Origin of the sequence: Mesorhizobium sp. M0037, from assembly GCF_040323635.1 — a bacterium.
Classification (GTDB): Bacteria; Pseudomonadota; Alphaproteobacteria; order Rhizobiales; family Rhizobiaceae; genus Mesorhizobium.
The window spans coordinates 174,315-199,334 of record NZ_JAMYVB010000002.1 but is presented as its reverse complement, the minus strand read 5'-3'; the positions used below and the strand labels follow the sequence as shown (position 1 = coordinate 199,334).

Sequence of the window (25,020 nt, the reverse complement as noted above, 5' to 3'; positions counted from 1 at the left end):
TGGTTTGACTGGCCATCTGGTCAGGTCGCGGCAGTTCGAGCCGCTCCGCACATATAGTCATCATCGCGCCTGAAAACACGGAGCCCTGCCAATGGCCCTCGCCGCCCACAAATTCGAGACCGACGACACACTGCTCGACGCCTATTCGACGACAGTCGCCGACGCCGTCGACCGCATCGGCCCAGCCGTCTGCCGCATCGAGCGCGTCGGTGGCCAAGGTGGCCATGGCTCCGGCTTCGTCATCACCCCGGACGGGCTGGTGGTTACCAATTTCCATGTCGTTGGCGATGCCAAAACGGTGCGCGTCTCTATGCCCGACGGCGCCTCCAGCGAAGGCCGCGTGCTAGGCCGCGACCCCGACACCGACATCGCGCTGGTGCGCGCCGATGGCAGCTTCACCGAAGTCGCGCCGCTCGGCGATTCCAAGCGGCTGCGGCGCGGCCAGATCGCCATTGCCATCGGCAATCCGCTCGGCTTCGAATGGACCGTAACGTCAGGCGTGGTCTCCGCACTTGGCCGTTCGATGCGCGCCTCGACCGGGCGGCTGATCGACGATGTCGTCCAGACCGATGCCGCGCTCAATCCCGGCAATTCCGGCGGACCGCTGGTGTCGTCGGCAGGCGAAGTCATCGGCGTCAACACCGCCATGATCCACGGCGCGCAAGGCATCGCCTTCGCGGTCGCTTCCAACACCGCCAACTTCGTCATTTCGGAGATCATCCGCTTCGGCCGCGTGCGGCGCGCCTTCATCGGCATCTCGGCCGACACCACCAGTTTGCCGCGCCGCGCAGCGCTCCTGTCGCAGGTGACCACCAGTACTGCGGTGCGGCTGCGCAGCGTCGAGAAAGACGGACCCGCGGCGAAGGCCGGCCTCAGGGAAGGCGACATCATCGCGGCGATAGACGGTCGCCCGGTCACCGGCGTCGACGACCTCGTGCGCATGCTCGACGCCGAACGCATCGGCCGCGAGACGCTATGCACAGTGGTGCGCCGCACCGGCGTCAGCCAGGTGACGGTGACGCCGGTAGCAAGGGCGAGCTGAGCCTTTATCGAGGCTTGAGCACCCGCCCGAGCAGCGACACCAGCAGTCGCGCAAGGTCACCGGTCGGGTCGAGGTCGGGATCGTAGATCGTCATGTCCAAGCCGGTGCAGCGCTGGTCCGCTGCCAGCGCCGACAGAATGGCAACGAGTTCATCGGGGTCGATGCCGGGGCTGCCGGGCGAATCCACCGCCGGCATCACCGTCTGGTCGAGCACATCGACATCGAGATGCAGCCAGTAGGGACAGCCGGCGCGCGCCAGCGTCGCTCTTGTCTTTTGCAACACTCCAGCCGCGCCGAGTTCCTGCGCGGCAAAGACGTCGATGCGCGTCACGGCGGTCGCATTGATGTCGGGCCAGGCAAAATCGGCATCGCGGCTCTCGCGTTCGCCGATCTGAACCACCGCCTCGTCGGCGACGAGCGGACCGACAACACCTGGCCATTGCGCCAGCAAAGCCTCGCCGCGTCCGGTGGCAAGTGCCAGATCCATGCCGGCAACCGAGCCGAGTGAGGCATTGACATCGTAGTTGCCGGGATGGCGGAAATCGCTGTGGCCATCGACATGGACCAGGGCGACTGCGCCCGAGCGCCGCGCGGCGACCAGTGCGCCAAGCAGGATCGAGCAGTCGCCGCCGATGATCAGCGGGAACTCGCCTTGCCCAAGCGCACGGGTGACGATCTCGGCAAGATCGAGGTTGAAGCGGCGGATCGCCGGACCATTACGCAGCCTAGTGCCCGGTTGCGGTTCGGTACTGTAGGCGGGTCTGTCGAGATCGACCACCCGCCCCGGCGCCAGCGACTCGATCAAACCAGCTTGGCTCAGCGCCTGCGGCGCACGCCAGGTGCCGGGCACATGGCCCGGCTCCAAGGGCCGAAGGCCGAGATTGGATGGCGCCCGAACAAGGCAGATGTCACGCATGCGGCAGGCCCAGCTTCAACGTCACCAACATAGACCGCATGGTGCGGATCCGGCCACAGCGGCCGGAGCCGCTGCCGACATTTGCTGCCATTGTTCAGGCGCCCGCCGCGCCCGCCGCGAATTGCGCCTGAAATTCCGGGCTGAGCGGGATCGGCTTGATGACGTCGATCAGCACGCCATTGGGATCCCTGGTGATGAAATGGCGCTGGCCGAAGGGTTCGTCGCGCAGCGGGCACAGGATCGGCAGGCCGGCCGCAACGATCCGTTCATAGACAGCATCAGGATCCCTCACCTCGAAATTGATCAGCAGCCCCGATGTGCGGCCGCGCCCCCCCTCGGGGATCGTCTCGTGGTCGCCCTGGACGATACCGAGATTGACCCGGCGATCCTCGGCAGACTGCAGATGCACATACCAGTCGCTCGCAAACAGCGGCTTGAAGCGGAAGTGATTGATATAGAAGGCTTTTGTGCCGGCTACGTCGCCCGTCATCAGCACCGGATAATAGCTCGTCGTCTTCATCTTTCTTTCTCCCGTCAGCCAACATACAGTTTGCATGTAATTCGAAATAACATACAGGCTGCATGTATGCAACGAGAAACCCCGCGCCGCTCCAACCGCGACCGCACCGAAGCGACGCGCGCCGACCTGATCGCTGCGGCGCGCAAACTGTTCATCGAAAAGTCCTATGCCGAGACCGGCACGCCGGAGATCGTTGCGGCCGCCGGCGTCACCCGCGGCGCGCTCTATCACCACTTTGCCGACAAGCAGGCGCTGTTTGCCGCCGTGGTCGAGCAGGAGGCGGCGGCGGTGGCGCAAGAGATCGAGCGCGCCTCGCCGCCTTCTTTGTTTGCCCGCAATGCGCTGATTGCCGGCTCGGACGCCTATCTCGCCGCCATGCGCGCGCCCGGCCGCACGCGGCTTTTGCTGCTCGACGGGCCGGCCGTGCTTGGCCGCGCCGCCATGGATGCGATCGACAATCGCCACGGCAACCGGTCGCTGCGCGAAGGCCTGGTTGCGGCAATGCGCGAACAGTCGATGACCAGACTGCCGGCCGATGCGCTGACCGCTTTGCTCGCCGCTGCCTTCGACCGCGCAGCACTTGCCGTCGAGGCCGGCGCCTCGGCCGAAGACTATCGCGCCGTGCTCATGGCTCTGATCGATGGGCTGTCTCCGGCTCATCTTCAGGCAGGTCGTCCGGGTCGAACTCGTTGAAGCAGCCGAGCTGGCGTTTGAACTGGTCGATCAGCCAGGCCGCCGCCGGTTTCGGGCTACGGTCGGCGCGGTGCATGGCATAGAGCGATGAGCGCACCTCGCTAAAAGGTTCAAGGTCGAGTTCGACCAGCCTGCCGCTGGCCAAATCGTCCGCGATCAGCCAGCGCGGCAACCCGCCCCAGCCCAGCCCCTCGCGCATCAACGTATGCTTGATACGCACATCTGTCAGCCGCCATGTACGATAGGCAAAGACGCCGAAGTCGCGTCCCTTGGTGCGTTCCGACTGGTCACTGACAACCAGCTGGGTGTGCTCTCGCGCATCCTCGAGCGCCACCGGTTTCGGCAGCAGTGCCAGAGGGTGGGTGGGGGCGGCAGCCAGCACGATCGACATGAAGCCGATGCGCACGAGATGCACGTCGACCTCGCCCAGCAAGCCACCGATGCCAAGATCCGACTGTCCGCTGACGACATGGTCGGGGATCAGACCGAGCGTGCCGATATGCAGTCGCATCATCACGGTCGGGAACTGCGCCTCGAACGCCTTCAGCACCCGCACCAGCACCGGCGAGGGCAGCGCCGCGTCAACCGATAGCGCAACTTCAGCCTCCAGCCCCTGATGGTGACCGTCGGCACGCGAACGGATGCGCTGCAGCACGCCGACCATGCGCCGGGCGTCCTCCAGCATCGCCCGGCCGATTTCGGTCAGCTGCGGCTCGCGCGTGCCCTCGCGCTCGAACAGTTTCAGGCCAAGCTGCGCTTCAAGATTGGCGATGCCGTAGCTGATGACGGACTGCGCGCGGTTAAGCTTGCGGCCGGCGGCTGAGAAGCTGCCGGTGTCGGCGACCGCAACCAGGATCTGCAATTGGTCGAGCGTCGGATTGGGCTGCACGGCATACCTACTTTATGGATGGATCGTATAGAAAATATACCAGTTTTTTGAATGGGTCGGTAGGCCCATATCAGGCGGGAGAAATCAATTCCCACTGGAGAGAACCGCTATGTCTATCCTGCTTGTAACCTCGAGCCCGCGCGGCGCTGCCTCGCACTCGACCCGTATCGCTACCGAATTCGCTGAAAAGCTCGTCGCCGCCGACCCGTCGAATACGCTCGTCGTACGCGACCTCGTGGCCAACCCGCTGCCGCATATCGACACCGATTATGCGACCGGCATCTACACCCCCGTTGAAGCCCGCACGCCGCGCCAAGCCGAAGTCGTCGGCGTCTCCGACATCGTGCTTGACGAACTGTTCGCAGCCGACACCGTGATCCTGGCCACCGGCTTCATCAACTTCAACATCTCCTCGACCCTGAAGTCCTGGGTCGATCACATCTCCCGCTCCGGCAAGAGCTTCTCTTATGGCGAGGGTGGTCCCAAGGGCCTCGTCACCGGCAAGAAGGTCTATATCGTACTCGCCTCGGGCGGCATCTATTCCGAAGGTGCGGCCGTGCAGTTCGATCACGCCATCCCCTATCTGCGCGGCGTGCTCGGCTTTCTCGGCATGACCGACGTCGACGTCATCCGGATCGAAGGCGTCGGCATGGGTCCCGACGCCGTGACCGCCGCGCTCGCCAATGCGACGGCCAAGGTCGATGCCGTGGTGGCTGCGAGCCAGCAGGTTGCTGCAGCGGCGTAAGCGCAGGCCCTTCCCACCTGCATTAAAAAAGGCAGGCGCTCCGGCGCCTGCCTCTTTTGTTGTTGCACGAATGTCGACCGGAACGGAGTAGCGCATGTAGTGAAACGCGCCGCGAGATCGCCACGTAACCGTGTACGCGTTGTCGGGTGAATTTTCTTCACATGGGTTTTATCATTCAGATAAGTTCCATTTTGAGTTTTATGCCAAGTACAGTATGCGCAAGTCACATACGTCTTAATGACAAGCCACCTCGAAACCGCTCATGGAGACTTGTTTGTCTGAGTTCCCAATTCTCGGCATTGACCTTGGCACGACCAATTCGTTGGTAGCTCATTTTACCGAAGAAGGCCCCATATTGATCCCCAATGCTATCGGCGCTTTTCTGACGCCTTCTGCCGTGGGGCTTAGCGACAATGGTGACTTGCTGGTCGGCCAGGCAGCCAAGGACAGGCTCGTGTCCAATCCCGATATAAGCACGGCACGATTCAAGCGTTATATGGGCACGGATCACATGGTTCGTCTCGGCCGCAAGGCATTTCGACCGGAAGAGTTGTCCGCGTTCATTCTGCGCTCCTTGAAAGCGGACGCCGAGGCGCATTTCCAGCACCCTATTGACGATGCGGTTATTTCCGTGCCGGCCTACTTCAACGATGTGCAACGCAAGGCAACGATCGCTGCCGCACAACTCGCGGGTCTTAAGGTAAGCCGGCTGATCAATGAACCGACCGCGGCGGCCTTGGCTTATGGCCTGCATCGCAAGGACGATGAAAGCACCTTTCTTGTCGTGGATCTTGGCGGCGGCACATTCGACGTTTCAATTCTGGAGATGTTTTCTGGCGTCATGGAGGTGCGAGCGTCGGCCGGGGACGCATTTCTGGGCGGAGAAGACTTCACGGATATCCTTGTGGCGTTGTTGGGCAAGGATCTTGGCCGTGAAGATTTGGGAAAGGGAGATCTGTCACGGCTGCGTGCGCTGGCTGACGAAGCAAAGCACAAGCTTTCAACCAGCAAAGACGCCGATATCCGATATGTCCTGGACAGCGAACAGAAGCATCTTTCCGTCTCTGCAGATCGTTTTGAGGAGGCAACGACGCAGTTAGTCAACCGGATGAAGGCCCCTTTACAGCGCGCGATGCGCGACGCAAACCTAAGCAACGACCAGATCGACCGGATCATTCTCGTTGGCGGTGCAACGAGAATGCCAATCATCAAGTCTACAATAACCAAGCTTTTCAAGCGTTTTCCGGAACATGATCTCGACCCTGACCATGTCGTGGCCTTGGGCGCGGCGGTACAGGCCGGGCTTGCTTCCCGGCATCAGGCGCTCGACGACATCGTCATGACCGATGTTTCACCCTTCACCTTGGGTATCGAGACAAATCATCAAGTCGGACCGAATAGCCAAACCCTGCCCGGATATTTTGCTCCAATCATCGAGCGCAACACGGTTATTCCAGCGAGCCGGGTTGAGCGTTTCAATACTGTAGTTCCTGGTCAGCAGAAAGTGGAACTCAATGTCTTTCAGGGCGAGGCGCCGCTGGTACGCGACAATGTGAAGATAGGTACATTGAGCGTTCCTGTTCCCGTCAACCGCAACGCAAATGAAGCGGTCGATGTTCGCTTTACCTACGATACGTCCGGAGTGCTTGAAGTCATCGCAACGGTCGTCACCAATGGCAAGGCTCATCGACTTGTCATAGAAGGCAATCCGGGCGCTCTTTCGCAAAAAGACATTCTGCAACGCCTGGCAGAACTTGAACGGATCAAAATCCATCCACGCGAAGAAGCGGTTAACGCGGCGCTCGTCGCGCGCATCACGAAAGCTTTTGAAAATGCCTTGGGGCCGCAACGCAAGATGTTGTCGGCATGGCTTGGGGAATTCGAGGCAATCCTTGCCCGGCAACATCCCAAGGAAATCGCCGCAGTGCGATCCCAAATCACGGGAAAACTCGAAGCGTTAGAGAAGTACGATGTTCATTGATGCGTTTTCCATGCTCGGAATATCCGACCGGGAAGACGTCACCGAACGCGAGATCAAGCGCGCCTACGCTACAAAGCTCAAACTAATCAACGTCGATGAGGATCGCGACAGCTTCATTGCATTGCGTCACGCATTCGAGCAGGCGCGCGATCAGGTCAACCGGCGGGAGTATTTCAAGAAAATTACTTCCCCTGACGAGACACAAATTGCCGAAGACACCGACACGCCCGCGTTGAAGAACGTGCCACTGTCCAACGAGAGTCCGCTTCCCGCTATCCTCGAAGCACGCGCTTTGCGGGCCATGGAAGATGATATCGAGACGCTCCTTATCGAAAATATCGAACCAGATGCACCGAAAGAAGCGGCTCCAGCCCGCACGGCTTCAATTGCCATCGAAGCGCCTGCCCTTCGCGCCATGAAAGCTGTCGAGTCGCTTATCACCGAACCAAGAAAATGGCAGAGAATAGACAGCTGGCTGGCAATTCTGGATGGCGAGCTCCTACAGACGATTGATGACATTCAAGAGTTTGAAACCCGCATGCGGACCTATGTTTGCGAACAATCAGGCTTCGGCGAGCGGCAGCGTCCGTCGGCCAAGCCTTGGATGATGCAGCGCTTGCTTGACTTGCTTGACGAACGCTTTGGCTGGACACGCAATCGCGGATCAAACTATTGGGAGCGTCAACAGCTTGACTGGTTGCACGCGCTAATCGATCCTGAGACGGCACCCCAATATCGTATGGCGTCCGCGCCGCAACAGGACCCTGAGCCCGAAACGATCGCACCATCGAGCCAAGCCACCGGTTCGGCGCGTCAATCACCTATTTCCGGGTGGGTGTGGGTTATGATCATCTTTGTGCTTGTTAAACTTGCTGCCGCGCTTTCTGGCTCAAATGAGCGCGCGAAAACATTCTCACGGCCCGATGCCACACAACAAGTGCCCGCAGGCGTTCTTCGCGACCTCTGTCGTAATCTGTCGTTTGACGAATGTTTCAAAAAGATGAGTGGGATGCCGGAGCCATAGGCCGAAAAATTATCGAGCGGAAATCGGGGGAAAAGATAAGCAACCGGTGCAAATGTTGGCCACCGCAGGCCCTACCCAAAGATCCTCTCGCCTTGCTCGTCGACCAGCTGCATGCCCTTCTTGATCGAAATGTCGACGGCGTCGTCCAGTCCGGCAAAGCGATCGGCGCGGATGAATTTGTGTTCCTTCACGACGCCGTCGACTTCCTTCGAAACCACGCCGCAGGTCTGGTATTGGCCCCCCTCCGCCTTGTAGGGCGTGGCGCTGATCAAAAATCCCTTGTGCTCAACCTGCTTTGCCGGTGCTGCGCTCTTGGGCTCGCCCGCCTCACCGCCGCCACCACCGAAAAGACGTTTCAGAAAAGACATGGGGCTTCCTCCAACGGCAATCATCCTGCACCACGTCTCGCGGTGCAGGATGATTTTCAGTACCGTTCCTCAGTCGAACGGGCAAGGGTTCTCGCCAGGGGTCAACCGCGCGATAGCGCTTCCAGGGCTTCAGCGGCGGCTTCCAGGACTGCAATCGCCTCGGCCTGCTTTTCAGCCGGCGCGTCGACGAGATCGCCGAGCGCGGCACGCAGCCGGTGGCGCACGGCGCGGAACTCCTCGCGGGCATCCGAGCGACCCCGTCCACCACGCCGTCCGCCTTCCTCGCCGTCGTCGTTCCAGCCGAACCAGTCCCGCGCTTTCGCCATCTTGCGGCCGAAGCGCTCGAGATGCTCCAGCACGCCGTCGATCATCTCGCGGTTCTCGGCGAGATGCGCCTGGCCCGCCTCGGTGATCGAAAACACCTTCTTGTTGCCGTCGGCGGCTGAAGCCGCATAGCCGGCCTCTTCCAGGAAGGTCAGCGTCGGATAGACGACGCCCGGGCTCGGGCTGTAGATGCCGCTGGTGCGCTCTTCCAGCGCCTTGATGATGTCGTAGCCGTGGCGCGGCGCCTCGGCCAGCAGCGACAGCGTGATCAGCTTGAGATCGCCGTCGGCCAGCATGCGCCCGGCGCGAAACATGTCGCCCGGGCCGCCGCGTCCACCGCCACGTCCGCCGTGGCCGAACGGACCAAAGCCGCTGCCCCCTCTGCCACCAAATTTGCCTGCCATGTGCAGGAATGCGCGCTCGGCGCGCTCGCCAAAGGGATGATGTCTGTGCATGAATTGCTCCTTGAGTTATATCTTACGATACATCTTAATTAGGCTTGCCCCGCCGACGAGTCAAGATATATCTTACGATGTATCTAAAGGCGGCGCCAGAAGGTTGATTTCGCCGCCGCCGGCAGCTAGAAAGCGCGTGAGGGCCAAAACCTCTCCGTAAGCGTCTGACGTCAAGCAACGCATCCACCCCGGTCTTTCCGGGCAGTTCCGCCGGAAACCCGGCGCAATGGATGCCAAATGCGACGGACCGGATGTTTCAGGAAAATCCAAAAATGACCACGAACCGTAAGCGCGGCAAGCTGCCGGCGCGCTATGCCGCGATCGTCAGCCCGCTGGTGCTGTCGCTGCTGATGACCTTCATCGTCTCGTTCATATCGACGCTGAAAAGCCTTGGACTGCAACCTGATTTGCCGGCTGTCTGGCTCACTGCCTGGGGCCTGTCCTGGCTGGTAGCGTTCCCAACGTTGCTCATGGTGCTGCCGGCGGTGCGCCGCATTGTCGGCTGGCTTTGCGAGCCGGCGTCCCGGTAACGCCCATGACGGTAAGGCCCGCAGATATCTTCGGGCCTTGCCTCGCTACCAGCGGCCCTTGCGCCGGTTCCAGGCATAGAGAAGATCGGCGAAGCGATTGTACGCGAACCGCGTCAGCGGCAGCGCGACCGGATTGCCGAAGAGCGTCGCCAGCCAGCCCTCGCCCGGCGTCGCCCGCCAGACGGCAACCGCGACATCGGCGCCGACCAGCAGCCTGCCTTCGGCATCGGTGGCATGCAGCCGGCGGCGTATGTCCTCCAGCGAGGCGCTGTAGCCAGAGAGCGCCGCCGGTTCGAGGTTGATGTCGCGGAATTCGATCCGCCCGGCCTTGATCGCCTCGATCAGCCGCCGTTTCTGCCGGGTGATCCCGCCATCGCAAACCGGGCAGCGTGTGTTGTACCAGACGGTCAGCGCAGGCTTGGACATGGCGCGACTATCGCCTTGACGGCACGGCCCCGCAATATGACGCCGAGCCGCACGGACCCGCGCCCAGCGCTATCCAAGCGAAGTGACGATCTCGCGATAGGCAAATTCCGGGAAAGCCTTGAGCGTTCGCGTCTTGACGCTGCCACCCGTTGCCAGCATCAGGGCGAAACGAGCAAGCACAGCATCGTCGGGCGCCTCGATAATCGCCACCATGTCATATTCGCCCATAGTCAGGTAAAACGCCTTGAACGAGCCGCCCATGTCGGCCAGTTGCTTCTTGGCGGCATCGAGCCGCTTCGGCGACTCTCGGATATTTCTGGCGCCCTGTTCCGTCCAGTTCATCAGCAGGATGTAGGTTGTCATCACACACCTCCCTCCGGCGCCACGGAGCACGGCTGAGGACATCAGCCGGGGCGGACATCCGGTTTTTCGCCCAGAACATGCATCCGACCAGGCAAGTATCCTCCCGACGGAGATGGGCGACAAGAGCCTTCACCCGGCAACAAAAAGGGCGCCATCGGCGCCCTTTTCGAATGCTGGTCTGTTGCCGGTATCAGCTGTCGAGGAAGCTCCTCAGCTTGCGGCTCCGGCTCGGGTGCTTGAGCTTGCGCAGCGCCTTGGCTTCGATCTGGCGGATACGCTCGCGCGTCACCGAGAACTGCTGGCCGACTTCTTCCAGCGTGTGGTCGGTGTTCATGCCGATGCCGAAGCGCATGCGCAGCACCCGCTCCTCGCGCGGCGTCAGCGAGGCGAGCACCCGCGTGGTGGTCTCGCGCAGATTGGCTTGGATCGCCGCATCGATCGGCAGGATCGCCATCTTGTCCTCGATGAAATCGCCCAGATGCGAATCCTCTTCGTCACCCACAGGGGTTTCGAGCGAGATCGGCTCCTTGGCGATCTTCAACACCTTGCGCACTTTTTCGAGCGGCATTGCGAGCTTTTCTGCCAGTTCCTCCGGCGTCGGCTCGCGGCCGATTTCATGCAGCATCTGGCGCGACGTGCGCACGATCTTGTTGATCGTTTCGATCATGTGCACCGGGATGCGGATGGTGCGCGCCTGGTCGGCAATCGAACGCGTGATCGCCTGCCGGATCCACCATGTCGCATAGGTCGAGAACTTGTAGCCGCGGCGGTATTCGAATTTGTCGACCGCCTTCATCAAGCCGATATTGCCTTCCTGGATCAGGTCGAGGAACTGCAGGCCGCGATTGGTGTATTTCTTAGCGATGGAAATGACGAGGCGCAGGTTGGCCTCGACCATTTCCTTCTTGGCGATAGCGGCTTCGCGCTCGCCCTTCTGCACCTGGTTGACGATCTTGCGGAATTCCAGGATCGAGATCGCCGTCTCGGTGGCGAGGTTCTGGATTTCCGAACGCAGATCCTTGATCGCGTCCTTCTCGTTCTTGGTGAATTCCTTCCAGCCGCGCGAGGTCAGGTTGCCGATCGAGCGCGTCCAGTTCGGGTCGAGCTCGGAGCCCTGATATTCCTTGAGGAACTCCTCGCGGCGCACGCCATAGCTTTCGGCCAGGCGCAGCAGCTTGCCTTCGTTCTGCACCAGGCGCTTGTTGATGTCGTAAAGCTGCTCGACCAGCGCCTCGATGCGCGCCGTATTGAGCGACAGCGACTTCACCGCCTTGATCAGCTGGTCCTTCAGCTCCTTCAGGCGGCGGTCCTGGCTGGGCGACAGCGTGCCGGTCGCGGCCAGACGGTTTTCGACCTGCTGGTCCTGCAGCTTGCGCAGCTTCTTGTAGGTGTCGGCGATGACGTCGAGCGTCTCCATCACCTGCGGGCGCAATTCCGCTTCCATCGCCGCCAGCGACAGGCTCGCCTCGTCCTCGTCTTCCTCGTCGTCATCGACCAAGCCGCGCGTGTCGGCGCCGACATTGGTGATGTCGTCTTCCTCGTCGCGTCCACGCCTCGGCTTGTCCTCGGCCTTGGGCGCCTCCTCGATGCGCTCGACCACCGGCGCCTGCTTGGCTTCGGGGCCCGCATAGGTGGCTTCGAGGTCGATGATCTCGCGCAGCAGGATCTTGGATTCGTTGAGCTCGTCACGCCAGATGATAATGGCCTGGAAGGTCAGCGGGCTTTCGCAGAGACCCGCGATCATCGTCTCGCGGCCGGCCTCGATGCGCTTGGCGATCGCGATTTCGCCCTCGCGCGACAGGAGCTCGACCGAGCCCATCTCGCGCAGATACATGCGCACCGGGTCATCGGTGCGGTCGGTCGGCTCTTTCTTGGTGGTCGTAGCGGCGACGGCGGTGCCGGTCTGCTCGGCCAGTTCGTTGGCGTCTTCCTCGGCGTCGGCATTGCTGTCGGCGGCCTCGGGCTCCTCGCTCTGATCGTCGTCCTCGACCACGTTGATGCCCATGTCGGACAGCATCGCATTGATGTCTTCGATGCGATCCGGATCGGTCTCTTCCGACGGCAGCACCGCGTTCAGTTCGTCGAGAGTCACATAGCCGCGCTTCTTGGCGGCCTTGATCATCTTCTTGACAGCATCATCGGAAAGGTCGAGCAGAGGCCCATCGGTGGCGCCTTCACGTTCGGTCTCGACCTCTTCCTTTTCCTTTGTCGCCATAGTCTTTATCTTCTCCTAGCGGCCGAGCATCGAAGCCGCGTAGCTGCCGCACCGGTCAAACTACATGCGCTGGTGGCGCTTAACCGGGCCGGTAACCGAATCAACTCTTTTGTTTGTTCATATCGTGCCCCCAAAACCGGTTTTCACTTTTGGGCGATATGCATTAAGTCCAGATTAACCCTGATATCTGTGGCAGGCTGACAGCCTGTCCAGTGATCAGCACCTCGCGTCAGTGCATTTCCATCGACGCCGGCACGGGTTAAGGTTTCGAATCGTCCTGATTCCGTCATTCTGCCAGAAGGTCAAGCGCCTCTCGCATGATTCGCATCAAAAAAGCGAATCAATTACCCGACTTAGAGGCGTCGATTCGACGCGCAGCACGTACATCATCCATTCTTGCGCAGGTTTCGACCTACACGCGCCCACCCCTGCCCGAGGACACACCGAAGCCTTCGATCAGCGCTTCCGTTGCTTGTACATCACGGAATTGCGCCTGAATCTCGATGAGGTGCCGGTAGTTTTCGTCAGTGGGATCGCTGGCGAGCGCTGCTTCCGCCTGTTTCAGCTCCTTATGTAAGGTGCGCGCGCTGCGCTGCAAGTGCAGCGCCTGGTTGAAGGCGTCGCGGGCATCGTCAAGCGCTGCGGTTTCCAGCGCGGGCCATTGCCTGGCCCGTTGGATGAGCGCCACGGCGCGCCCCCAGATATCGCTGCAGCCGGCACGTTCGATGGTGGCGATCACCGCGCTACGGTCATTGGCCATGTCGTGCGCCATCGCATCGAGGATGGCGGCGTGCAGCCGCTGCAGATCGGTGTTGGCGAGATCGAGGAACTCGACATGGGCGAAGTTCTCGTCGATCAGCGCCGGATGGTTGACGAGGGCTACGATGATCGTCGCCTCGCGCACCGACATCATCTCGCCACCGCGTTTGACCATGGCGGAGCGGCCGAGGCTTTCGGTGATCGCGGCGCGCGCGCCTGCCCCGCTGCCTTTGGCGAACTGTCCGCCGGGTGCGGGCGTTTTGCCCTGCCCCGGTTTCCAGTCCTGGCGACCTTGCCGCACTTCGCGCTGGGCGCTGAAGAAGGTCAGCTCCCGCTCGCGCATCCACTGCTGGTAGTGGTAGCGCTGGCTCTCATCGCGGATGCGGCTGGTCAGTTCGCGTAGCGTCTTTGTCAGCCCCGCCCGCCGCTCCGGCGTGTCGAAGACGCCACCGGATGTCTCACGCATCCACAACAAATCAGCGAGAGGCCGCGCTTCCGCCAGCACGGCACGAAACGCGTCCGGCCCTTCTGCCTTGACCAGATCGTCGGGATCCTTGCCCTCCGGCAACAGCGCAAAGCGCACCGACCGCCCGGCCTGCACCGACGGCAGCGCGAGATCCGCGGCGCGCCACGCCGCCTTCAGCCCGGCCTGGTCGCCGTCGAAGCACAGCATCGGCTCAGGCGCCATGCGCCACAGAAGTTCGAGTTGGTTTTCGGTGAGCGCGGTGCCGAGCGGCGCCACGGCATTCTCGAAGCCGGCCTGCGCCAGCGCAATCACGTCCATATAGCCTTCGACGGCAATCACCGTGCCGCCTTTCGCCAGCGCTTTGCGGGCGCGGGCGAAATTGTAGAGCACGTTGCCCTTGTGGAAGAGCTCCGTGTCGGGCGAATTCATGTATTTGGCCAGCGCATCGGGTGCCAGTGCGCGGCCGCCAAAGGCGATGATCTTGCCGCGCGAATCCGGGATCGGGAACATGATGCGATCGCGGAACCAGTCATAGGAGACCGGGATGTCGTCGCCATGACGCACCAGCCCGCAGGCCTCGATGTCGGCCTTGGGCACGCCCTTGGCGGCAAGATGTTCCTTCAGCGCATTGCGGCTGTCGGGCGCAAAGCCCAGCCGGAACGATTGCTGCGTCGCCGGCGTCAGCCCGCGATCCCTGAGATAGGCGCGGGCTTTTGCACCCTCCGGTCCTTGCAGCCGCTCCTGGAAGAAGGCAGTCGCCATCTCCATGACATCGGTCAGGCTGGCGCGTTCCTTCTCACGCTGTTCTTCCCGCTCGTCGCGCACCGGCATCGGCACGCCGGCCATGTCGGCGATCTTCTCGACCGCTTCGGGAAAGCTTAATCCGTCGAGCTCGGTCAGGAACTTGAAATGATCGCCCGACACCGAACAGCCGAAACAGTGATAGCGGCCCTTCTTGTCCTCGCAGTGGAAGGAGGGGCTCTTTTCGCCATGGAACGGACAACAGGCCCAATAGTCGCCGCGCGAGGCGTTGGTCTTCTTCCTGTCCCATGCGACGCGCTGGCCGATGACCGATGAAATCGGCACACGGTCGCGTATCTCATCGAGAAAGGCGGGCGGAAAGCGCATTGGGGAACTCGTTTGTCCCTCATATAATCATGCGCGCGGAATCCGACGACCCCTATTGCGGACCATACCCGGTTTCCACAGCCAAAAAGCCCGGTTTCTACAGCCAAAAGAAAGGCGGCCGTTTCGGGCCGCCTCCTTTCAAGTCTCGGCATTGCGCCGGCGAGGCCGGGCTTACTGCGCGGCAACGGCGCCGAAGATGATGCCGGACAGGACGCCGACCAGAACATAGTCGTTGCCGACGCGGATCCATTCCTGGCCGCGGCCGGGGCGATGCAGGCCATAGCGGCCATAATCGCGGATCGGCTGGTGCCGCTTCCAGCTGGAATATTTCTGGCCATTGCGCCAATGGCTGCGCTTGACGACCACCGTCTTCTTCACGACGCGCTTCCTGACATCGACATGCTTGCCGGGCCTCTGCCAGTCGACCCGCGTGTAATTCGACTGCGGTGCGACCGGTGCGTTCACCGGTGCGGCCTGGCCGGTAAGCGAAGTGGCGGCCAGCATCGAGAAAGCGAGGGCGGGAAGAACAACACGTTTCATAGCGGGGCTCCTTGGTTGTCGATGCCTAGGGAATAGCCCCCGAAGGATGAACCGAAACTGAACACTAGCATTACATTTACGTAATGAAATCCTGTGCTTATCCTGGATATTTGAACATCATCGCAAAGGCGATTGCCGGGAGTCCGGCAAATCGGACGATCCGCTCCCATCGCCAGGGATCCGCCATGCAACCATTTGCGCATCCGTCCATTTTCCGACACGCCCTGTCGCGCCGCGACGGCTCTTGAAATCGACAAGATTTTATTATCCGGCTAAAATATTCCGGATATTGTTCAGGACTGTCATGACCATGATTCGCAGCCCCGTTTTCCTCCCTGCACTGCGCGCCCTCCGCGTCGCGGTCCCTGTCTGCGTGCGGGTTTCGAAATGAGCGGCTCCGTCGTCCTGCTGCATCTGGCGGGCGCGGTGGCGCTGATGCTGTTTGCCACCCGCATGGTCAAGACAGGCGTCGAGCGCGCCTATGGCGACGTGCTGCGTCACCGGCTGCGCTCCACCATGCGCAATCCGATCATGGCGGTGCTGGCCGGCTGCGGCCTGTCCATCGCGCTGCAGAGCTCGACCGCCGTCACGCTTCTCGTCGGCTCCTTCGCCGGCGCCGGCATCGTCTCGGGCATGTCGGGCCAATTGGCGGTGCGCGGCGCCGAGATCGGCTCGGCGCTGGTGGTCAAGCTCTTGACCTTCGATCTGACCCTGCTGGTGCCGATCTGCCTCGTCGCCGGCACGGTCATGTTCATGGCCACCGAGCGGCGCGACTGGCGCCAGTTCGGCCGCATCCTGGTCGGCATCGGCCTTCTGGTACTGTCGCTGGAGATGATCGGCCAGGCCTCGGAGCCGCTGCGGCAGAGCACGCTGATGCCGCTCATCATCGAATATTTCTCCAGCGACTACGTCACCGCCTATCTGCTCGCCGCGCTCGTTACCTGGTTGTTCCATTCCTCGATCGCCGCGGTTCTCTTGATGGTCACGCTGGCCGGCCGCGGCTTCATCCCGCCCGAACTCGGCATCGTGCTGGTGCTCGGCGTCAATCTCGGCTCGTCGATCATCGCGCCGCTGCTCACCCGAAGTGCCGAACCTGGCGTGCGCGTCGTGCCGATCGGCAATCTGTTGATGCGCGGCATGGGCTCGCTGATGATGCTGATCCTGTTCATGACGCTGAAGCCACCGGTCGCCTTCCTCGGCGCCACCGTGCCCGACCAGATCGTCAACGCCCACATCCTGTTCAATGTGCTGATCCTGCTCGCCGGCCTGCCGCTTGCCAGCCTGATCTATCGTGCCTCTGAGAAGATCGTGGCAATGGGCACCAAGCCGGCGCCTGCTACAGAGCTCGATGTGGTCGAACTCTCCGCCCTCAACGACGGCGCGCTCGACGTTCCGAGCCAGGCGCTGGCCAACGCCACCCGCGAGGTGGTGCGCGTCTGCGAGACGGTCGAGATCATGCTCAAGCGCATCATCGAGCTGTATGAAAGCGCCGACGGCGACAAGATCAAGGCGCTGGCCGCCCTTGACGACCGCGTCGACAGGAAGCACGCGGCGATCAAGCTCTATCTGGCCAAATTGACCAGGAACTCGCTCACAGAGGACGAGGCGCTGCGCTGCCAGGAGCTGATAGGCGCCTGCGTCAAGCTCGAGCAGGTCGGCGACATCATCGTGCGCAACATGCTGGTGCATGTGAAGAAGAAGTTCGGGCGCGGGCTGGAGTTCACGACCGAGGGCTGGAGCGAGCTGCTCGCCTTCCACACCTCGGTGCTGGCCAATGCCAGGCTTGCCTTCAACGTGCTGGTGTCGCGCGACCCTGAGACTGCCCGCCAGTTGGTGCTGGAAAAGGACCGGCTGCGCGACCGCGAAAAGGAAACCAGCGCCAGCCATTTCGTGCGCCTGCGCGACGGCACCGCCAAGAGCGTCGAGACCAGCTCCATTCATCTCGATACCATCCGCGACCTGAAGCAGATCAACTCGCTGCTCGCGTCGATGGCTTACCCGGTGCTGGAAGAGCGCGGGTTGCTCGGCGGCTCCAGGTTGAAGGCGAGCTGATCAAGAAAACCTAAACCGGCCGCAAAAATTTCTGCATTGCCGGCAAGCGCCATCCATGATTTGAGGCCAACTCGTTCAAGGATCGCTTCCGCGCCATGCTTCCGCTCATTGCCCTGTTCATCGCCGCCTTCGCTTTCGGCACCACCGAATTCGTCATTGCCGGCGTGCTGCCGCAAGTGGCCGACGGCCTTGGCGTTTCGATCCCGACCTCCGGCTACCTCGTCTCCGGCTATGCCGGCGGCATCGCGGTTGGCGGCCCATTGCTGGCGCTCGCCACCAAGGGCATTTCCCGCAAGACGCTGCTGCTTTGCCTGACCGTCGCCTTCACCATCGGCCAGGCCGCTTGCGCGCTGGCGCCCGATTTTACCTCGATGCTGCTCTTGCGCATTGCGGTCGCCGTCGCACACGGCGCCTATTTCGGCGTCGCCATGGTGGTGGCGGTCGGCCTCGTGCCCGAGGACAAGCGCGGCATGGCCGTGGCTGTGATCCTCTCCGGCCTCACAGTATCCAATGTCATCGGCGTGCCGGCCGGCACCGCAATCGGCAATCTCTGGGGCTGGCGCGCCACCTTCTGGGTGATGTGCGCGCTGGGCGTGGTGGCGTTTGCCGCCATGGCCGCCCTCCTGCCGCGCAAAACGGGCGCATCGAGCCCATCCACCAGCCTTGGCAGCGAGGTTCGCGTGCTGGCGCGCCAGCAAGTCTGGACCTCGCTGATCCTGATGCTGACGTTGATGATCGGCCAGTTCGGCCTGTTCACCTACATCACCCCGACACTGCTTGAGGTGACCCATCTCGACGAGAGCCTGATCCCCTGGGTGCTGCTGCTCAACGGCGTCGGCGCCACCGTCGGCGTCTTTCTCGGCGGCAAGCTTTCCGACTGGAAGCTGATGCCGTCGCTGATCACCATGCTTGCGCTGCACGCGGTGATGTTGGGCGTGATCTATGCCGTCAGCCCCTACCCCGTGCCGATGGTCATCGCCATCGTCGTCTGGGGTGGCCTCAACTTCGCCATCGGCACGCCGATCCAGACCCGCATCCTGGCCTGGACGGCGGACGCCTCCAACCTCGCCTCCTCGCTCATCCCCTCCGGCTTCAATGTCGGCATCGCGCTCGCCGCGTCGCTGGGCGCTGCCATGCTCAATGCCGGCTACGGCTATCGCAGCCTGCCGGTTGTGGGCGCTGCCGCCATGCTGGTGGCGGTGGTGGTGGCACTTGCCTCCTACATCTGGGAGGGGCGCAGCCGGGCAGCGCCGCCGCTGCCGGCACCGGCCGAATAGCGTCGGACTACAAATCGATCCGGAACAACAAACTCTCGGCGCCGCCATACGCGGCGTCCTTGATGAACGGACCGACCACACGGCCACCATTGGCCAGCACCACCTTCTGCGAGGCCGGATTGTCGAGGTCAGTGGTGAGCTCGACATATGGCAAACCAACAGCCCTCGCCTCGTCCAGCATCAGCCGCAGCGCCTCGGTCGCATAGCCTCGTCCGCGCTTCCACGGCGCCACGGCATAGCCGATATGGCCGAGCACATGCGACGGCAGTGCGGCCGTACCGGGCTGCCAGCGAAAGCCGATCGAGCCGGCGGCCTCGCCGTCCCAGATCCAGCGCCGGAAGCCCGGCAGCCGCGGCACGGTCGTGCCGTCCGGCAAGGTAATCGGGCCTCCTTTGGCCTCGGGATCGTCGAGGCTGGCAAGGAACGCCGCGGGATCCTCGTCGATCGCCGCAAGTTGCTCGCGCGTCGCTTCCATCAGCCGGACATTGTCCGGCGACCAGCCGCGCTCGAGCGCCGCCTTGTAGGAGGGCAGATGTTCGAGCGTGGGTTTGACGATTTCGATCATGGTGGGTCTCTCCGGCAGGTCAAGGCTTGGCTCGCTTAAGCCGGTGCGGACCGTTTCTTGCCCAGAGGTAATGCCCCTGCTCTCCTTCGCCATTGAAGTGGTGTCGGCTCCTACTGCAGCAGGCCTTTGACGATGCCGCTGGCCTTGCCGAAATCCATCTGGCCGGCATATTTCTGCTTCAGCACAGCGATCACCTTGCCCATGTCCTTCTGGCTGGCGGCACCGGTCGCAGCGATCGCCTCGCGCGCCGCAGCTGTTACGGCGGCGTCATCCAGCTGCGTCGGCAGGAAGCCGCGGATGATCTCCATCTCGCCACGCTCCTGTGCGGCCAGATCCGGGCGCTTGCCGTCCTCGAACGCCTTGGCCGATTCCTCGCGCTGCTTCACCATCTTGGCCAGGATCTGCAGGATCTCCTCGTCGCTGGCGGGGTCCCTGGTCGAGCCGCGATTGGCGATGTCGCGGTCGTGGATGGCGGCCTGGATCAGCCTGAGCGTCGGCAGCCGGTGCTTGTCCTGCGCCTTCATCGCGCTTTTCAGGGATTCGGCGATTTTTGCGCGCATGATGCTTTCTCCTTCGAACGGCGCGGACAATAACCGCGGCCCATCCGCAAAGCAAACGCGCCAAAGCCCTGATATCGTTCGGCGAAACAAATGCTCGCCGTTTTTGGCACGGGCATCATTGACCGCTCTGGCGCCTTCCCCTATGTACTCGGCCTTGCACAAGACAAAGAATTGATGCGCGCAGGCTCGAGAGATCGGCCGCGCCGTTTGCTGCGCAGATGGCCCGCCATCGAAGCGCGCAGCGTGACAGGAGCGTCGCCATGGCCGAGATGACCCCCGAACTGACCCCGCCTTGGGCAACCGAAAAGCCGACCGCCGTCCTGGTGCTGGCCGACGGCACCGTCATCGAGGGTCGCGGCCTCGGCGCCACCGGTTCCGCCGTTGCCGAAGTCTGCTTCAACACCGCGCTCACCGGCTACCAGGAAATTCTCACCGACCCATCCTATGCCGGCCAGATCGTCACCTTCACCTTCCCGCATATCGGCAACATCGGCACCAATGACGAGGACATCGAGGACTTGAACCCGGTCGCCCGTGCCGGCGCCGTTGGCGCGGTGTTCAAGGCCGATGTCACCAACCCGTCCAACTACCGCGCCGGCACCGGGCTGGACCAGTGGCTGAAGAAGCGCGGCATCGTCGCGCTGTCGGGCATCGACACCCGGGCGCTGACCGCGCTGATCCGCGAAAAGGGCATGCCCAATGCCGTCATTGCGCACGCGCCCGACGGCATCTTCGACCTCGACGATTTGAAGCGGCGGGCCGCCGCCTGGTCGGGCCTGATCGGGCTTGACCTCGCCAAGGAAGTCACCTCGGGCCAGTCCTCGGTCTGGCGTGAAACGCCCTGGGTATGGAACGAAGGCTTTGGCGAACAGGCCGAGCCGTCGATGCACGTCGTCGCCATCGACTACGGCGTCAAGCGTAACATCCTTCGCCTGCTTTCCGGCCTCGGCGCCAAGGTCACAGTGGTTCCGGCCGGCACCGGCTCGGAAGAGATCCTGGCCATGCAGCCCGACGGCATCTTCCTCTCCAACGGCCCCGGCGACCCGGAAGCCACCGGCGACTACGCCGTGCCGGTCATCCAGGACCTGCTCAAGACCGACATCCCGGTATTCGGCATCTGCCTCGGCCACCAGATGCTGGCCCTGGCGCTCGGCGGCAAGACCGCCAAGATGCACCAGGGCCATCACGGCGCCAACCACCCGGTCAAGGATCATACCACCGGCAAGGTCGAGATCGTCTCGATGAACCACGGCTTTGCCGTCGATGCCGACTCGTTGCCCGAGGGCGTCGAGGAAACCCATGTCTCGCTGTTCGATGGCTCCAACTGCGGTATTGCGCTCACGGGCCGTCCGGTGTTCTCGGTCCAGCATCACCCCGAGGCCTCGCCCGGTCCGCAGGACTCGCACTATCTGTTCCGCCGTTTCGTCAATCTGATCCGCGAAAAGCGCGGCGAGGAACTGCTGGCCGAACGGGTTTGATTTTACAGGTCTTCGCCTAGCCGTTGCCCAGATCGTGATGCTCCGAATAGCCGGAGTTACAAACGCGGCGCGATTGCCCTTGTCTTGGGTCAATGGAATAAACCGGTCAACCGGTCTGTTTGTGACGGCGCGAAGCGACGAAGGCTTCGAGAGCGCCGACGGCATCCCCTGAGCCCAAGCCCTCCTCATCGCTTCGCTTGCGCCGCATTAACGGACGAAGCACACACCTATGGCGGGTTCGAAGTTCGCGCCTGGGTAACCTTACGCCACCGGCCGGCCTTCGCTGGCCTCCAGTATGGCGAACCATTGCTGGCGGTCGAGGTCGATCTCCAGCGCCTTGACCATGGCGGCCAGCCGCTCGGGCTTCATCGTGCCCAGCACCGGCGCCAGCCGCGCCGGATGACGCAGCAGCCAGGCGATGGCGACGGCGGCGAGATCGCCGGCGCCGATCTCGGCAGCCACCGCCGCGATTGCCGCCCTGACCCGCGCCTCGCGCCTTTCCTTGCCGGTGAACAGCAAGCCGCCGCCGAGCGGCGACCAGATCATCGGCGCATAGCCGAGGCGTTGCGCGTGATCGAGGCTGCCATCCATCAGCGCATTGGTCTTCAGCACCGACATCTCGATCTGGTTGGTGGCCAAGGCAAACGGCAGCCGCGAAGCCAGAACGTCGAACTGCGACGGCGTGAAATTGGAGACCCCGACCGCTCTCACCTTGCCCGACTTGACCAGCCCGGCAAGGGCCGCCGCCGTCTCGTCGGCATCCATCAGCGGATCCGGCCGGTGCAGCAGCAACAGGTCGAGATAGTCGGTGCCGAGATTGGCGAGCGAACGGTCGACCGAGGCGGCAATGTGGGCCGCACTGGTGTCGTAATGCTTCAGCCGGTTCTGAGGCCGGTTGGCCGATGCCAGAATGATGTCGCATTTCGAGATCAGCTCGATGCTGTCGCGCTTGCCCTTCCAGCGCGACAAGCCGGCGCCAAAGGCAGCTTCCACCTGGTAATGCCCGTAAATATCGGCATGGTCGAAGCTGGTCAGGCCGAGATCGACCGCAGTGCCGATCAGCCGCGCGATCTGGTCGGCGTCCGGGCGCGCGGCGCTGTCGAGCAGGCGCCAGGCGCCGAACACCAGCCGCGACAGCGACAAACCGTCCTTGGTCAGCTCTATGCGGCTGTCATGGCTCATATCTGGGCTCCATCTTCCGCAGCGCCGGTGGCAACGCTTCTCACCGCCGTCGGCCTCGCAACTTTCGTCACAAAGACAATGACCGCAAGCGTCAGGAAGCACGCGCCAACCAGATAGGGGGCGCCGCCGAACACTACGGGCGCATTCGGTCCGGTGAACCAGGAAAAGATCGCGGTGTAGAGCAGCGGCGTGATGATCGAGGTGATCGAGAAGATCGATGTCATCGCACCCTGCAATTCGCCTTGCGCCGATGGCGGCACCTTGGCGGCGGCAAGGCTTCTCAGCGGCGGATCGGCCAGTGCTTCGAGGCAGCCGACGACGATCACCGCATAGATCATCCAGCCTTGCGAGGCGAAGGCGTAGCCGAAGGCGCTGGCCGCCGTAAAAGTCAGGCCGATGACCGCCGTCCTCCATTCGCCAAGTTTGGGGATCACGCGTGGCAGCACCGTCGCCATGACGATCGCCCCACACAGGCCGAAGGCGCCGAGCGAGAAGCCGATCTGCTGCTCGCTCCAGCCATAACGATAATTGGACACGAACGACCACACCGCAGGATACATCATGTGGCCGAGCGTCATCAGGAAGAAGGCGAGCCCGATCCAGCCGATGCCCTGATATTGGCGCATCTGCAGCAGCGTGCCGACCGGGTTGGCGCGTTTCCACTCGAAGCGGCGGCGGTGCTTTTCATCGAGCGTTTCAGGCAGGAAGAACATGGCGATGAGGAAGTTCACGAAGGCAAGCCCGGCGGCAAAGTAAAACGGCACTCGCGGCCCGAACGTGCCGAGCAGCCCGCCCAGCACCGGCCCAATGACGAAGCCGACGCCGAAGGCGATGCCGAGCAGACCGAAATTCTTCGCCCGGTTGTCATCGTTCGAGATGTCGGCAATGAAGGCCGACGTCGTCGAATAGCTGGCGCCCGAAATGCCGGCCAGCACGCGGCCGATGAACAGCATCGGATAGGACCAGGCGATGGCGCAGATCAGATTGTCGATCGAGAATGTAAGCACCGAGGCAAGCAGGATCGGCCGCCGCCCGAAGCGGTCGCTCAATCCACCCATGATTGGCGCGAAGAAGAACTGCATCGCCGCATAGACGAAGAACAGCCAGCCGCCTTCGATCGCCGCTTCGCTGATGCCGACGCCGGAAAGCTCCCTGAGAAAGGCCGGCAACACCGGCATGATCATGCCGAAGCCGATAATGTCGAGCAGCAGCGTGGTGAAGACGAGCGCAAGGCCCCGCCTGGCGGTTTTGGGGTCGATCATGATGGCGTCTGCTCCCTGAGACCGCCCTTGGGCGGGCGCCCGTTATAGGCGAGGCGCCACTTTGGAACAATAGGAGAACGCCTCAGGCGTTCTCCTCCTGACATCTGTTGCCGGTGGTGAATCGGCCCGCCGACGGATGCGCTTTGGACCGCGGTCGGCTGGAACTTGCGAGCGCCTCAAACCGGACCGGTCAGCGTGTTGCAGTCCGACAGCTTGCCGCTCTTGTAGCCGCGCGCCAGCCAGGTCTGCCGCTGCTGCGACGTCCCGTGGTTGAAGCTTTCCGGCACGACATAGCCCTGCATCTTCTTCTGCAGCGTATCGTCGCCGATCTGCTTGGCGGCGTTGAGCGCCTCTTCGATGTCGCCCTGTTCCAGAATGCCCTTCTGCGCGGTGAAATGCGCCCAAACGCCGGCGAAGCAGTCGGCCTGCAGCTCGATGCGCACCGACATCTGGTTGGCTTCCGCCTCACCCATCGACTGCCGCATCTGGTTGAACTTGGGCAGGATGCCGGTGAGGTTCTGCACATGGTGACCGACTTCATGAGCGATCACATAGGCTTGGGCGAAATCCCCCGAGGCGCCGAACTGCTGGTCGAGCTGCTGGAAGAAGGTGGTGTCGAGGTAGACCTTGTGGTCGCCGGGACAATAGAACGGTCCGGCTGCCGTCGAGGCGGAGCCGCAGGCCGAGCGGATCTGGCCGCTGAACAGCACAAGCTTCGGGTCCTCGTATTTCAGGCCCTGCGACTGGAAGATGCCGGTCCAGGTCTCTTCGGTCTCGGCCAGCACGGTCGCCACGAACTGCTTCATCTCGTCGGAAGCAGGCGTGCCGGCGCCGACGTCCTGGCCGCCGCTGTTGTCGGTAATCTGGCCACCGCCACCCGGCAGCACGCCGCCGCCGTCGCCGCTGCCCAGGATCTGCGACGGGTCGAAGCCGAAATACCATCCGGCCAGCACCACGAGGACGACCAGCAATATGCTGCCGCCGCCGCCGGTGCGGCCGCCGATCGGGATGCGGAACTGGCCAGGGCTGCCGCCGCCGAAACCACCACCGCCGCCGCTGTCGCTGCGCTCGTCCTCGACATTGTCACTCTGACGGCGGCCCTTCCAGAGCATGGCAACTCCCCGTATGCAAATTTCGGCTGGCTTGGCCGATGTCGTGGCCCAGTCCGACCCAACAGACAATTATCGCAATGGTTGCGCCAAGTCACAGTATTTTTCGTAGCAGCGGCATCGCGTTCGCACTCTGGTCGAGGCGGCATGC

At 62.7% G+C, this 25,020-nt stretch carries 24 protein-coding genes; 9 read left to right on the top strand and 15 right to left on the bottom strand.

Translation table 11 applies throughout. The features are described from left to right. Positions 1 to 91 precede the first annotated feature (91 nt). Positions 92 to 1,042 carry a S1C family serine protease gene (locus NKJ78_RS05260; RefSeq protein WP_023705829.1) on the top strand — a complete coding sequence of 317 codons (951 nt, stop codon included), beginning with the start codon at positions 92 to 94 and terminating at the stop codon, positions 1,040 to 1,042. 4 nt (positions 1,043 to 1,046) lie between these two features. On the opposite strand, the gene NKJ78_RS05255 is transcribed toward NKJ78_RS05260, so the two are convergent. After that, positions 1,047 to 1,958: an arginase family protein gene (locus tag NKJ78_RS05255; RefSeq protein WP_352459476.1), complete on the bottom strand. Its 912-nt coding sequence runs from the start codon at positions 1,956 to 1,958 to the stop codon at positions 1,047 to 1,049. Between the two features lie 94 nt (positions 1,959 to 2,052). After that, positions 2,053 to 2,478, bottom strand: a complete 426-nt coding sequence (locus NKJ78_RS05250; RefSeq protein WP_023705831.1) for a VOC family protein — start codon at positions 2,476 to 2,478, stop codon at positions 2,053 to 2,055. A 66-nt stretch (positions 2,479 to 2,544) separates the two neighbouring features. Between NKJ78_RS05250 and NKJ78_RS05245 the strand changes: the two genes are divergently transcribed. Beyond that, positions 2,545 to 3,171: a TetR/AcrR family transcriptional regulator gene (locus NKJ78_RS05245; RefSeq protein WP_023740182.1), complete on the top strand. Its 627-nt coding sequence runs from the start codon at positions 2,545 to 2,547 to the stop codon at positions 3,169 to 3,171. Here the strand turns inward: NKJ78_RS05245 and NKJ78_RS05240 are convergent. Next, the gene (locus NKJ78_RS05240) at positions 3,104 to 4,060 is read right to left on the bottom strand and encodes a LysR family transcriptional regulator (RefSeq protein ID WP_023683802.1); all 957 of its coding nucleotides are present in this window, start codon (positions 4,058 to 4,060) and stop codon (positions 3,104 to 3,106) included. The genes NKJ78_RS05245 and NKJ78_RS05240 overlap by 68 nt on opposite strands. Before the next feature lie 109 nt (positions 4,061 to 4,169). Between NKJ78_RS05240 and NKJ78_RS05235 the strand changes: the two genes are divergently transcribed. From NKJ78_RS05235 to NKJ78_RS05225, 3 genes are all read left to right on the top strand, one after another. Next, on the top strand, positions 4,170 to 4,805 hold the full coding sequence (locus NKJ78_RS05235) for an FMN-dependent NADH-azoreductase (protein ID WP_023740183.1): 636 nt from the start codon (positions 4,170 to 4,172) through the stop codon (positions 4,803 to 4,805). Positions 4,806 to 5,079: 274 nt separating this feature from the next. Then, a complete protein-coding gene (locus tag NKJ78_RS05230; protein ID WP_352459475.1) occupies positions 5,080 to 6,786 on the top strand; it encodes an Hsp70 family protein in 1,707 nt (568 codons plus the stop codon). Further along, positions 6,776 to 7,810: a hypothetical protein gene (locus NKJ78_RS05225; RefSeq protein ID WP_352459474.1), complete on the top strand. Its 1,035-nt coding sequence runs from the start codon at positions 6,776 to 6,778 to the stop codon at positions 7,808 to 7,810. The genes NKJ78_RS05230 and NKJ78_RS05225 overlap by 11 nt, the downstream gene beginning before the upstream one ends. Before the next feature lie 71 nt (positions 7,811 to 7,881). Here the strand turns inward: NKJ78_RS05225 and NKJ78_RS05220 are convergent, their stop codons facing one another. Both NKJ78_RS05220 and NKJ78_RS05215 read right to left on the bottom strand, forming a co-directional pair. Continuing rightward, positions 7,882 to 8,178 carry an HlyU family transcriptional regulator gene (locus NKJ78_RS05220; protein ID WP_352459473.1) on the bottom strand — a complete coding sequence of 99 codons (297 nt, stop codon included), beginning with the start codon at positions 8,176 to 8,178 and terminating at the stop codon, positions 7,882 to 7,884. A gap of 101 nt (positions 8,179 to 8,279) precedes the next feature. Beyond that, positions 8,280 to 8,957, bottom strand: a complete 678-nt coding sequence (locus NKJ78_RS05215; protein ID WP_023689755.1) for a PadR family transcriptional regulator — start codon at positions 8,955 to 8,957, stop codon at positions 8,280 to 8,282. Between the two features lie 272 nt (positions 8,958 to 9,229). Here NKJ78_RS05215 and NKJ78_RS05210 point away from each other — a divergent pair, with 272 nt between their 5' ends. Next, positions 9,230 to 9,487: a DUF2798 domain-containing protein gene (locus NKJ78_RS05210; RefSeq protein ID WP_023683797.1), complete on the top strand. Its 258-nt coding sequence runs from the start codon at positions 9,230 to 9,232 to the stop codon at positions 9,485 to 9,487. Positions 9,488 to 9,532: 45 nt separating this feature from the next. On the opposite strand, the gene NKJ78_RS05205 is transcribed toward NKJ78_RS05210, so the two are convergent. The 5 genes from NKJ78_RS05205 to NKJ78_RS05185 all read right to left on the bottom strand — a co-directional run bounded on the left by NKJ78_RS05205 (position 9,533) and on the right by NKJ78_RS05185 (position 15,384). Then, complete coding sequence (locus NKJ78_RS05205; protein ID WP_023683796.1) at positions 9,533 to 9,913, bottom strand: thiol-disulfide oxidoreductase DCC family protein; 381 nt, start codon at positions 9,911 to 9,913, stop codon at positions 9,533 to 9,535. 69 nt (positions 9,914 to 9,982) lie between these two features. Continuing rightward, positions 9,983 to 10,276, bottom strand: a complete 294-nt coding sequence (locus tag NKJ78_RS05200; RefSeq protein ID WP_023672447.1) for a GYD domain-containing protein — start codon at positions 10,274 to 10,276, stop codon at positions 9,983 to 9,985. Between the two features lie 190 nt (positions 10,277 to 10,466). Further along, positions 10,467 to 12,491: an RNA polymerase sigma factor RpoD gene (rpoD, locus tag NKJ78_RS05195; protein ID WP_023672446.1), complete on the bottom strand. Its 2,025-nt coding sequence runs from the start codon at positions 12,489 to 12,491 to the stop codon at positions 10,467 to 10,469. Between the two features lie 412 nt (positions 12,492 to 12,903). Next, on the bottom strand, positions 12,904 to 14,844 hold the full coding sequence (gene dnaG, locus NKJ78_RS05190; RefSeq protein WP_023683795.1) for a DNA primase: 1,941 nt from the start codon (positions 14,842 to 14,844) through the stop codon (positions 12,904 to 12,906). 171 nt (positions 14,845 to 15,015) lie between these two features. Beyond that, positions 15,016 to 15,384 carry an RcnB family protein gene (locus NKJ78_RS05185; RefSeq protein WP_023731620.1) on the bottom strand — a complete coding sequence of 123 codons (369 nt, stop codon included), beginning with the start codon at positions 15,382 to 15,384 and terminating at the stop codon, positions 15,016 to 15,018. Positions 15,385 to 15,771: 387 nt separating this feature from the next. Between NKJ78_RS05185 and NKJ78_RS05180 the strand changes: the two genes are divergently transcribed. Together NKJ78_RS05180 and NKJ78_RS05175 are read left to right on the top strand one after the other, a co-directional pair. Then, the gene (locus tag NKJ78_RS05180) at positions 15,772 to 17,436 is read left to right on the top strand and encodes a Na/Pi cotransporter family protein (RefSeq protein ID WP_352459470.1); all 1,665 of its coding nucleotides are present in this window, start codon (positions 15,772 to 15,774) and stop codon (positions 17,434 to 17,436) included. Between the two features lie 95 nt (positions 17,437 to 17,531). Continuing rightward, entirely contained in the window at positions 17,532 to 18,713 is a 1,182-nt protein-coding gene (locus NKJ78_RS05175; RefSeq protein ID WP_023754529.1) for an MFS transporter, read from the top strand. A 7-nt stretch (positions 18,714 to 18,720) separates the two neighbouring features. Here the strand turns inward: NKJ78_RS05175 and NKJ78_RS05170 are convergent, their stop codons facing one another. Both NKJ78_RS05170 and NKJ78_RS05165 read right to left on the bottom strand, forming a co-directional pair. Continuing rightward, entirely contained in the window at positions 18,721 to 19,278 is a 558-nt protein-coding gene (locus NKJ78_RS05170) for a GNAT family N-acetyltransferase (protein ID WP_352446384.1), read from the bottom strand. 110 nt (positions 19,279 to 19,388) lie between these two features. Then, positions 19,389 to 19,838 (bottom strand): GatB/YqeY domain-containing protein, encoded by a 450-nt coding sequence (locus NKJ78_RS05165; protein WP_352459469.1) that lies wholly within the window; start codon positions 19,836 to 19,838, stop codon positions 19,389 to 19,391. Positions 19,839 to 20,098: 260 nt separating this feature from the next. On the opposite strand from NKJ78_RS05165, the gene carA reads away from it, so the two are divergent. Beyond that, the gene (gene carA / locus NKJ78_RS05160) at positions 20,099 to 21,316 is read left to right on the top strand and encodes a glutamine-hydrolyzing carbamoyl-phosphate synthase small subunit (protein WP_081731488.1); all 1,218 of its coding nucleotides are present in this window, start codon (positions 20,099 to 20,101) and stop codon (positions 21,314 to 21,316) included. A 261-nt stretch (positions 21,317 to 21,577) separates the two neighbouring features. On the opposite strand, the gene NKJ78_RS05155 is transcribed toward carA, so the two are convergent. The 3 genes from NKJ78_RS05155 to ypfJ form a co-directional block, all read right to left on the bottom strand. Beyond that, a complete protein-coding gene (locus NKJ78_RS05155) occupies positions 21,578 to 22,498 on the bottom strand; it encodes an aldo/keto reductase (RefSeq protein ID WP_352459468.1) in 921 nt (306 codons plus the stop codon). Beyond that, complete coding sequence (locus tag NKJ78_RS05150; RefSeq protein ID WP_023683790.1) at positions 22,495 to 23,760, bottom strand: TCR/Tet family MFS transporter; 1,266 nt, start codon at positions 23,758 to 23,760, stop codon at positions 22,495 to 22,497. Before NKJ78_RS05150 ends, NKJ78_RS05155 begins: the two co-directional genes overlap by 4 nt. A gap of 176 nt (positions 23,761 to 23,936) precedes the next feature. Continuing rightward, the gene (gene ypfJ, locus NKJ78_RS05145; protein WP_352459467.1) at positions 23,937 to 24,872 is read right to left on the bottom strand and encodes a KPN_02809 family neutral zinc metallopeptidase; all 936 of its coding nucleotides are present in this window, start codon (positions 24,870 to 24,872) and stop codon (positions 23,937 to 23,939) included. Positions 24,873 to 25,020: the final 148 nt, after the last annotated feature.

Bases quoted from the DNA above. Each gene is read 5' to 3' on its own strand.
- NKJ78_RS05260 (WP_023705829.1), top strand. From the start codon at position 92: ATGGCCCTCGCCGCCCACAAATTCGAGACCGACGACACACTGCTCGAC.
- NKJ78_RS05255 (WP_352459476.1), bottom strand. From the start codon at position 1,958: ATGCGTGACATCTGCCTTGTTCGGGCGCCATCCAATCTCGGCCTTCGG.
- NKJ78_RS05250 (WP_023705831.1), bottom strand. From the start codon at position 2,478: ATGAAGACGACGAGCTATTATCCGGTGCTGATGACGGGCGACGTAGCC.
- NKJ78_RS05245 (WP_023740182.1), top strand. From the start codon at position 2,545: ATGCAACGAGAAACCCCGCGCCGCTCCAACCGCGACCGCACCGAAGCG.
- NKJ78_RS05235 (WP_023740183.1), top strand. From the start codon at position 4,170: ATGTCTATCCTGCTTGTAACCTCGAGCCCGCGCGGCGCTGCCTCGCAC.
- NKJ78_RS05225 (WP_352459474.1), top strand. From the start codon at position 6,776: ATGTTCATTGATGCGTTTTCCATGCTCGGAATATCCGACCGGGAAGAC.
- NKJ78_RS05220 (WP_352459473.1), bottom strand. From the start codon at position 8,178: ATGTCTTTTCTGAAACGTCTTTTCGGTGGTGGCGGCGGTGAGGCGGGC.
- NKJ78_RS05215 (WP_023689755.1), bottom strand. From the start codon at position 8,957: ATGCACAGACATCATCCCTTTGGCGAGCGCGCCGAGCGCGCATTCCTG.
- NKJ78_RS05210 (WP_023683797.1), top strand. From the start codon at position 9,230: ATGACCACGAACCGTAAGCGCGGCAAGCTGCCGGCGCGCTATGCCGCG.
- NKJ78_RS05205 (WP_023683796.1), bottom strand. From the start codon at position 9,913: ATGTCCAAGCCTGCGCTGACCGTCTGGTACAACACACGCTGCCCGGTT.
- NKJ78_RS05200 (WP_023672447.1), bottom strand. From the start codon at position 10,276: ATGACAACCTACATCCTGCTGATGAACTGGACGGAACAGGGCGCCAGA.
- rpoD (WP_023672446.1), bottom strand. From the start codon at position 12,491: ATGGCGACAAAGGAAAAGGAAGAGGTCGAGACCGAACGTGAAGGCGCC.
- dnaG (WP_023683795.1), bottom strand. From the start codon at position 14,844: ATGCGCTTTCCGCCCGCCTTTCTCGATGAGATACGCGACCGTGTGCCG.
- NKJ78_RS05185 (WP_023731620.1), bottom strand. From the start codon at position 15,384: ATGAAACGTGTTGTTCTTCCCGCCCTCGCTTTCTCGATGCTGGCCGCC.
- NKJ78_RS05180 (WP_352459470.1), top strand. From the start codon at position 15,772: ATGAGCGGCTCCGTCGTCCTGCTGCATCTGGCGGGCGCGGTGGCGCTG.
- NKJ78_RS05175 (WP_023754529.1), top strand. From the start codon at position 17,532: ATGCTTCCGCTCATTGCCCTGTTCATCGCCGCCTTCGCTTTCGGCACC.
- NKJ78_RS05170 (WP_352446384.1), bottom strand. From the start codon at position 19,278: ATGATCGAAATCGTCAAACCCACGCTCGAACATCTGCCCTCCTACAAG.
- NKJ78_RS05165 (WP_352459469.1), bottom strand. From the start codon at position 19,838: ATGCGCGCAAAAATCGCCGAATCCCTGAAAAGCGCGATGAAGGCGCAG.
- carA (WP_081731488.1), top strand. From the start codon at position 20,099: ATGGCCGAGATGACCCCCGAACTGACCCCGCCTTGGGCAACCGAAAAG.
- NKJ78_RS05155 (WP_352459468.1), bottom strand. From the start codon at position 22,498: ATGAGCCATGACAGCCGCATAGAGCTGACCAAGGACGGTTTGTCGCTG.
- NKJ78_RS05150 (WP_023683790.1), bottom strand. From the start codon at position 23,760: ATGATCGACCCCAAAACCGCCAGGCGGGGCCTTGCGCTCGTCTTCACC.
- ypfJ (WP_352459467.1), bottom strand. From the start codon at position 24,872: ATGCTCTGGAAGGGCCGCCGTCAGAGTGACAATGTCGAGGACGAGCGC.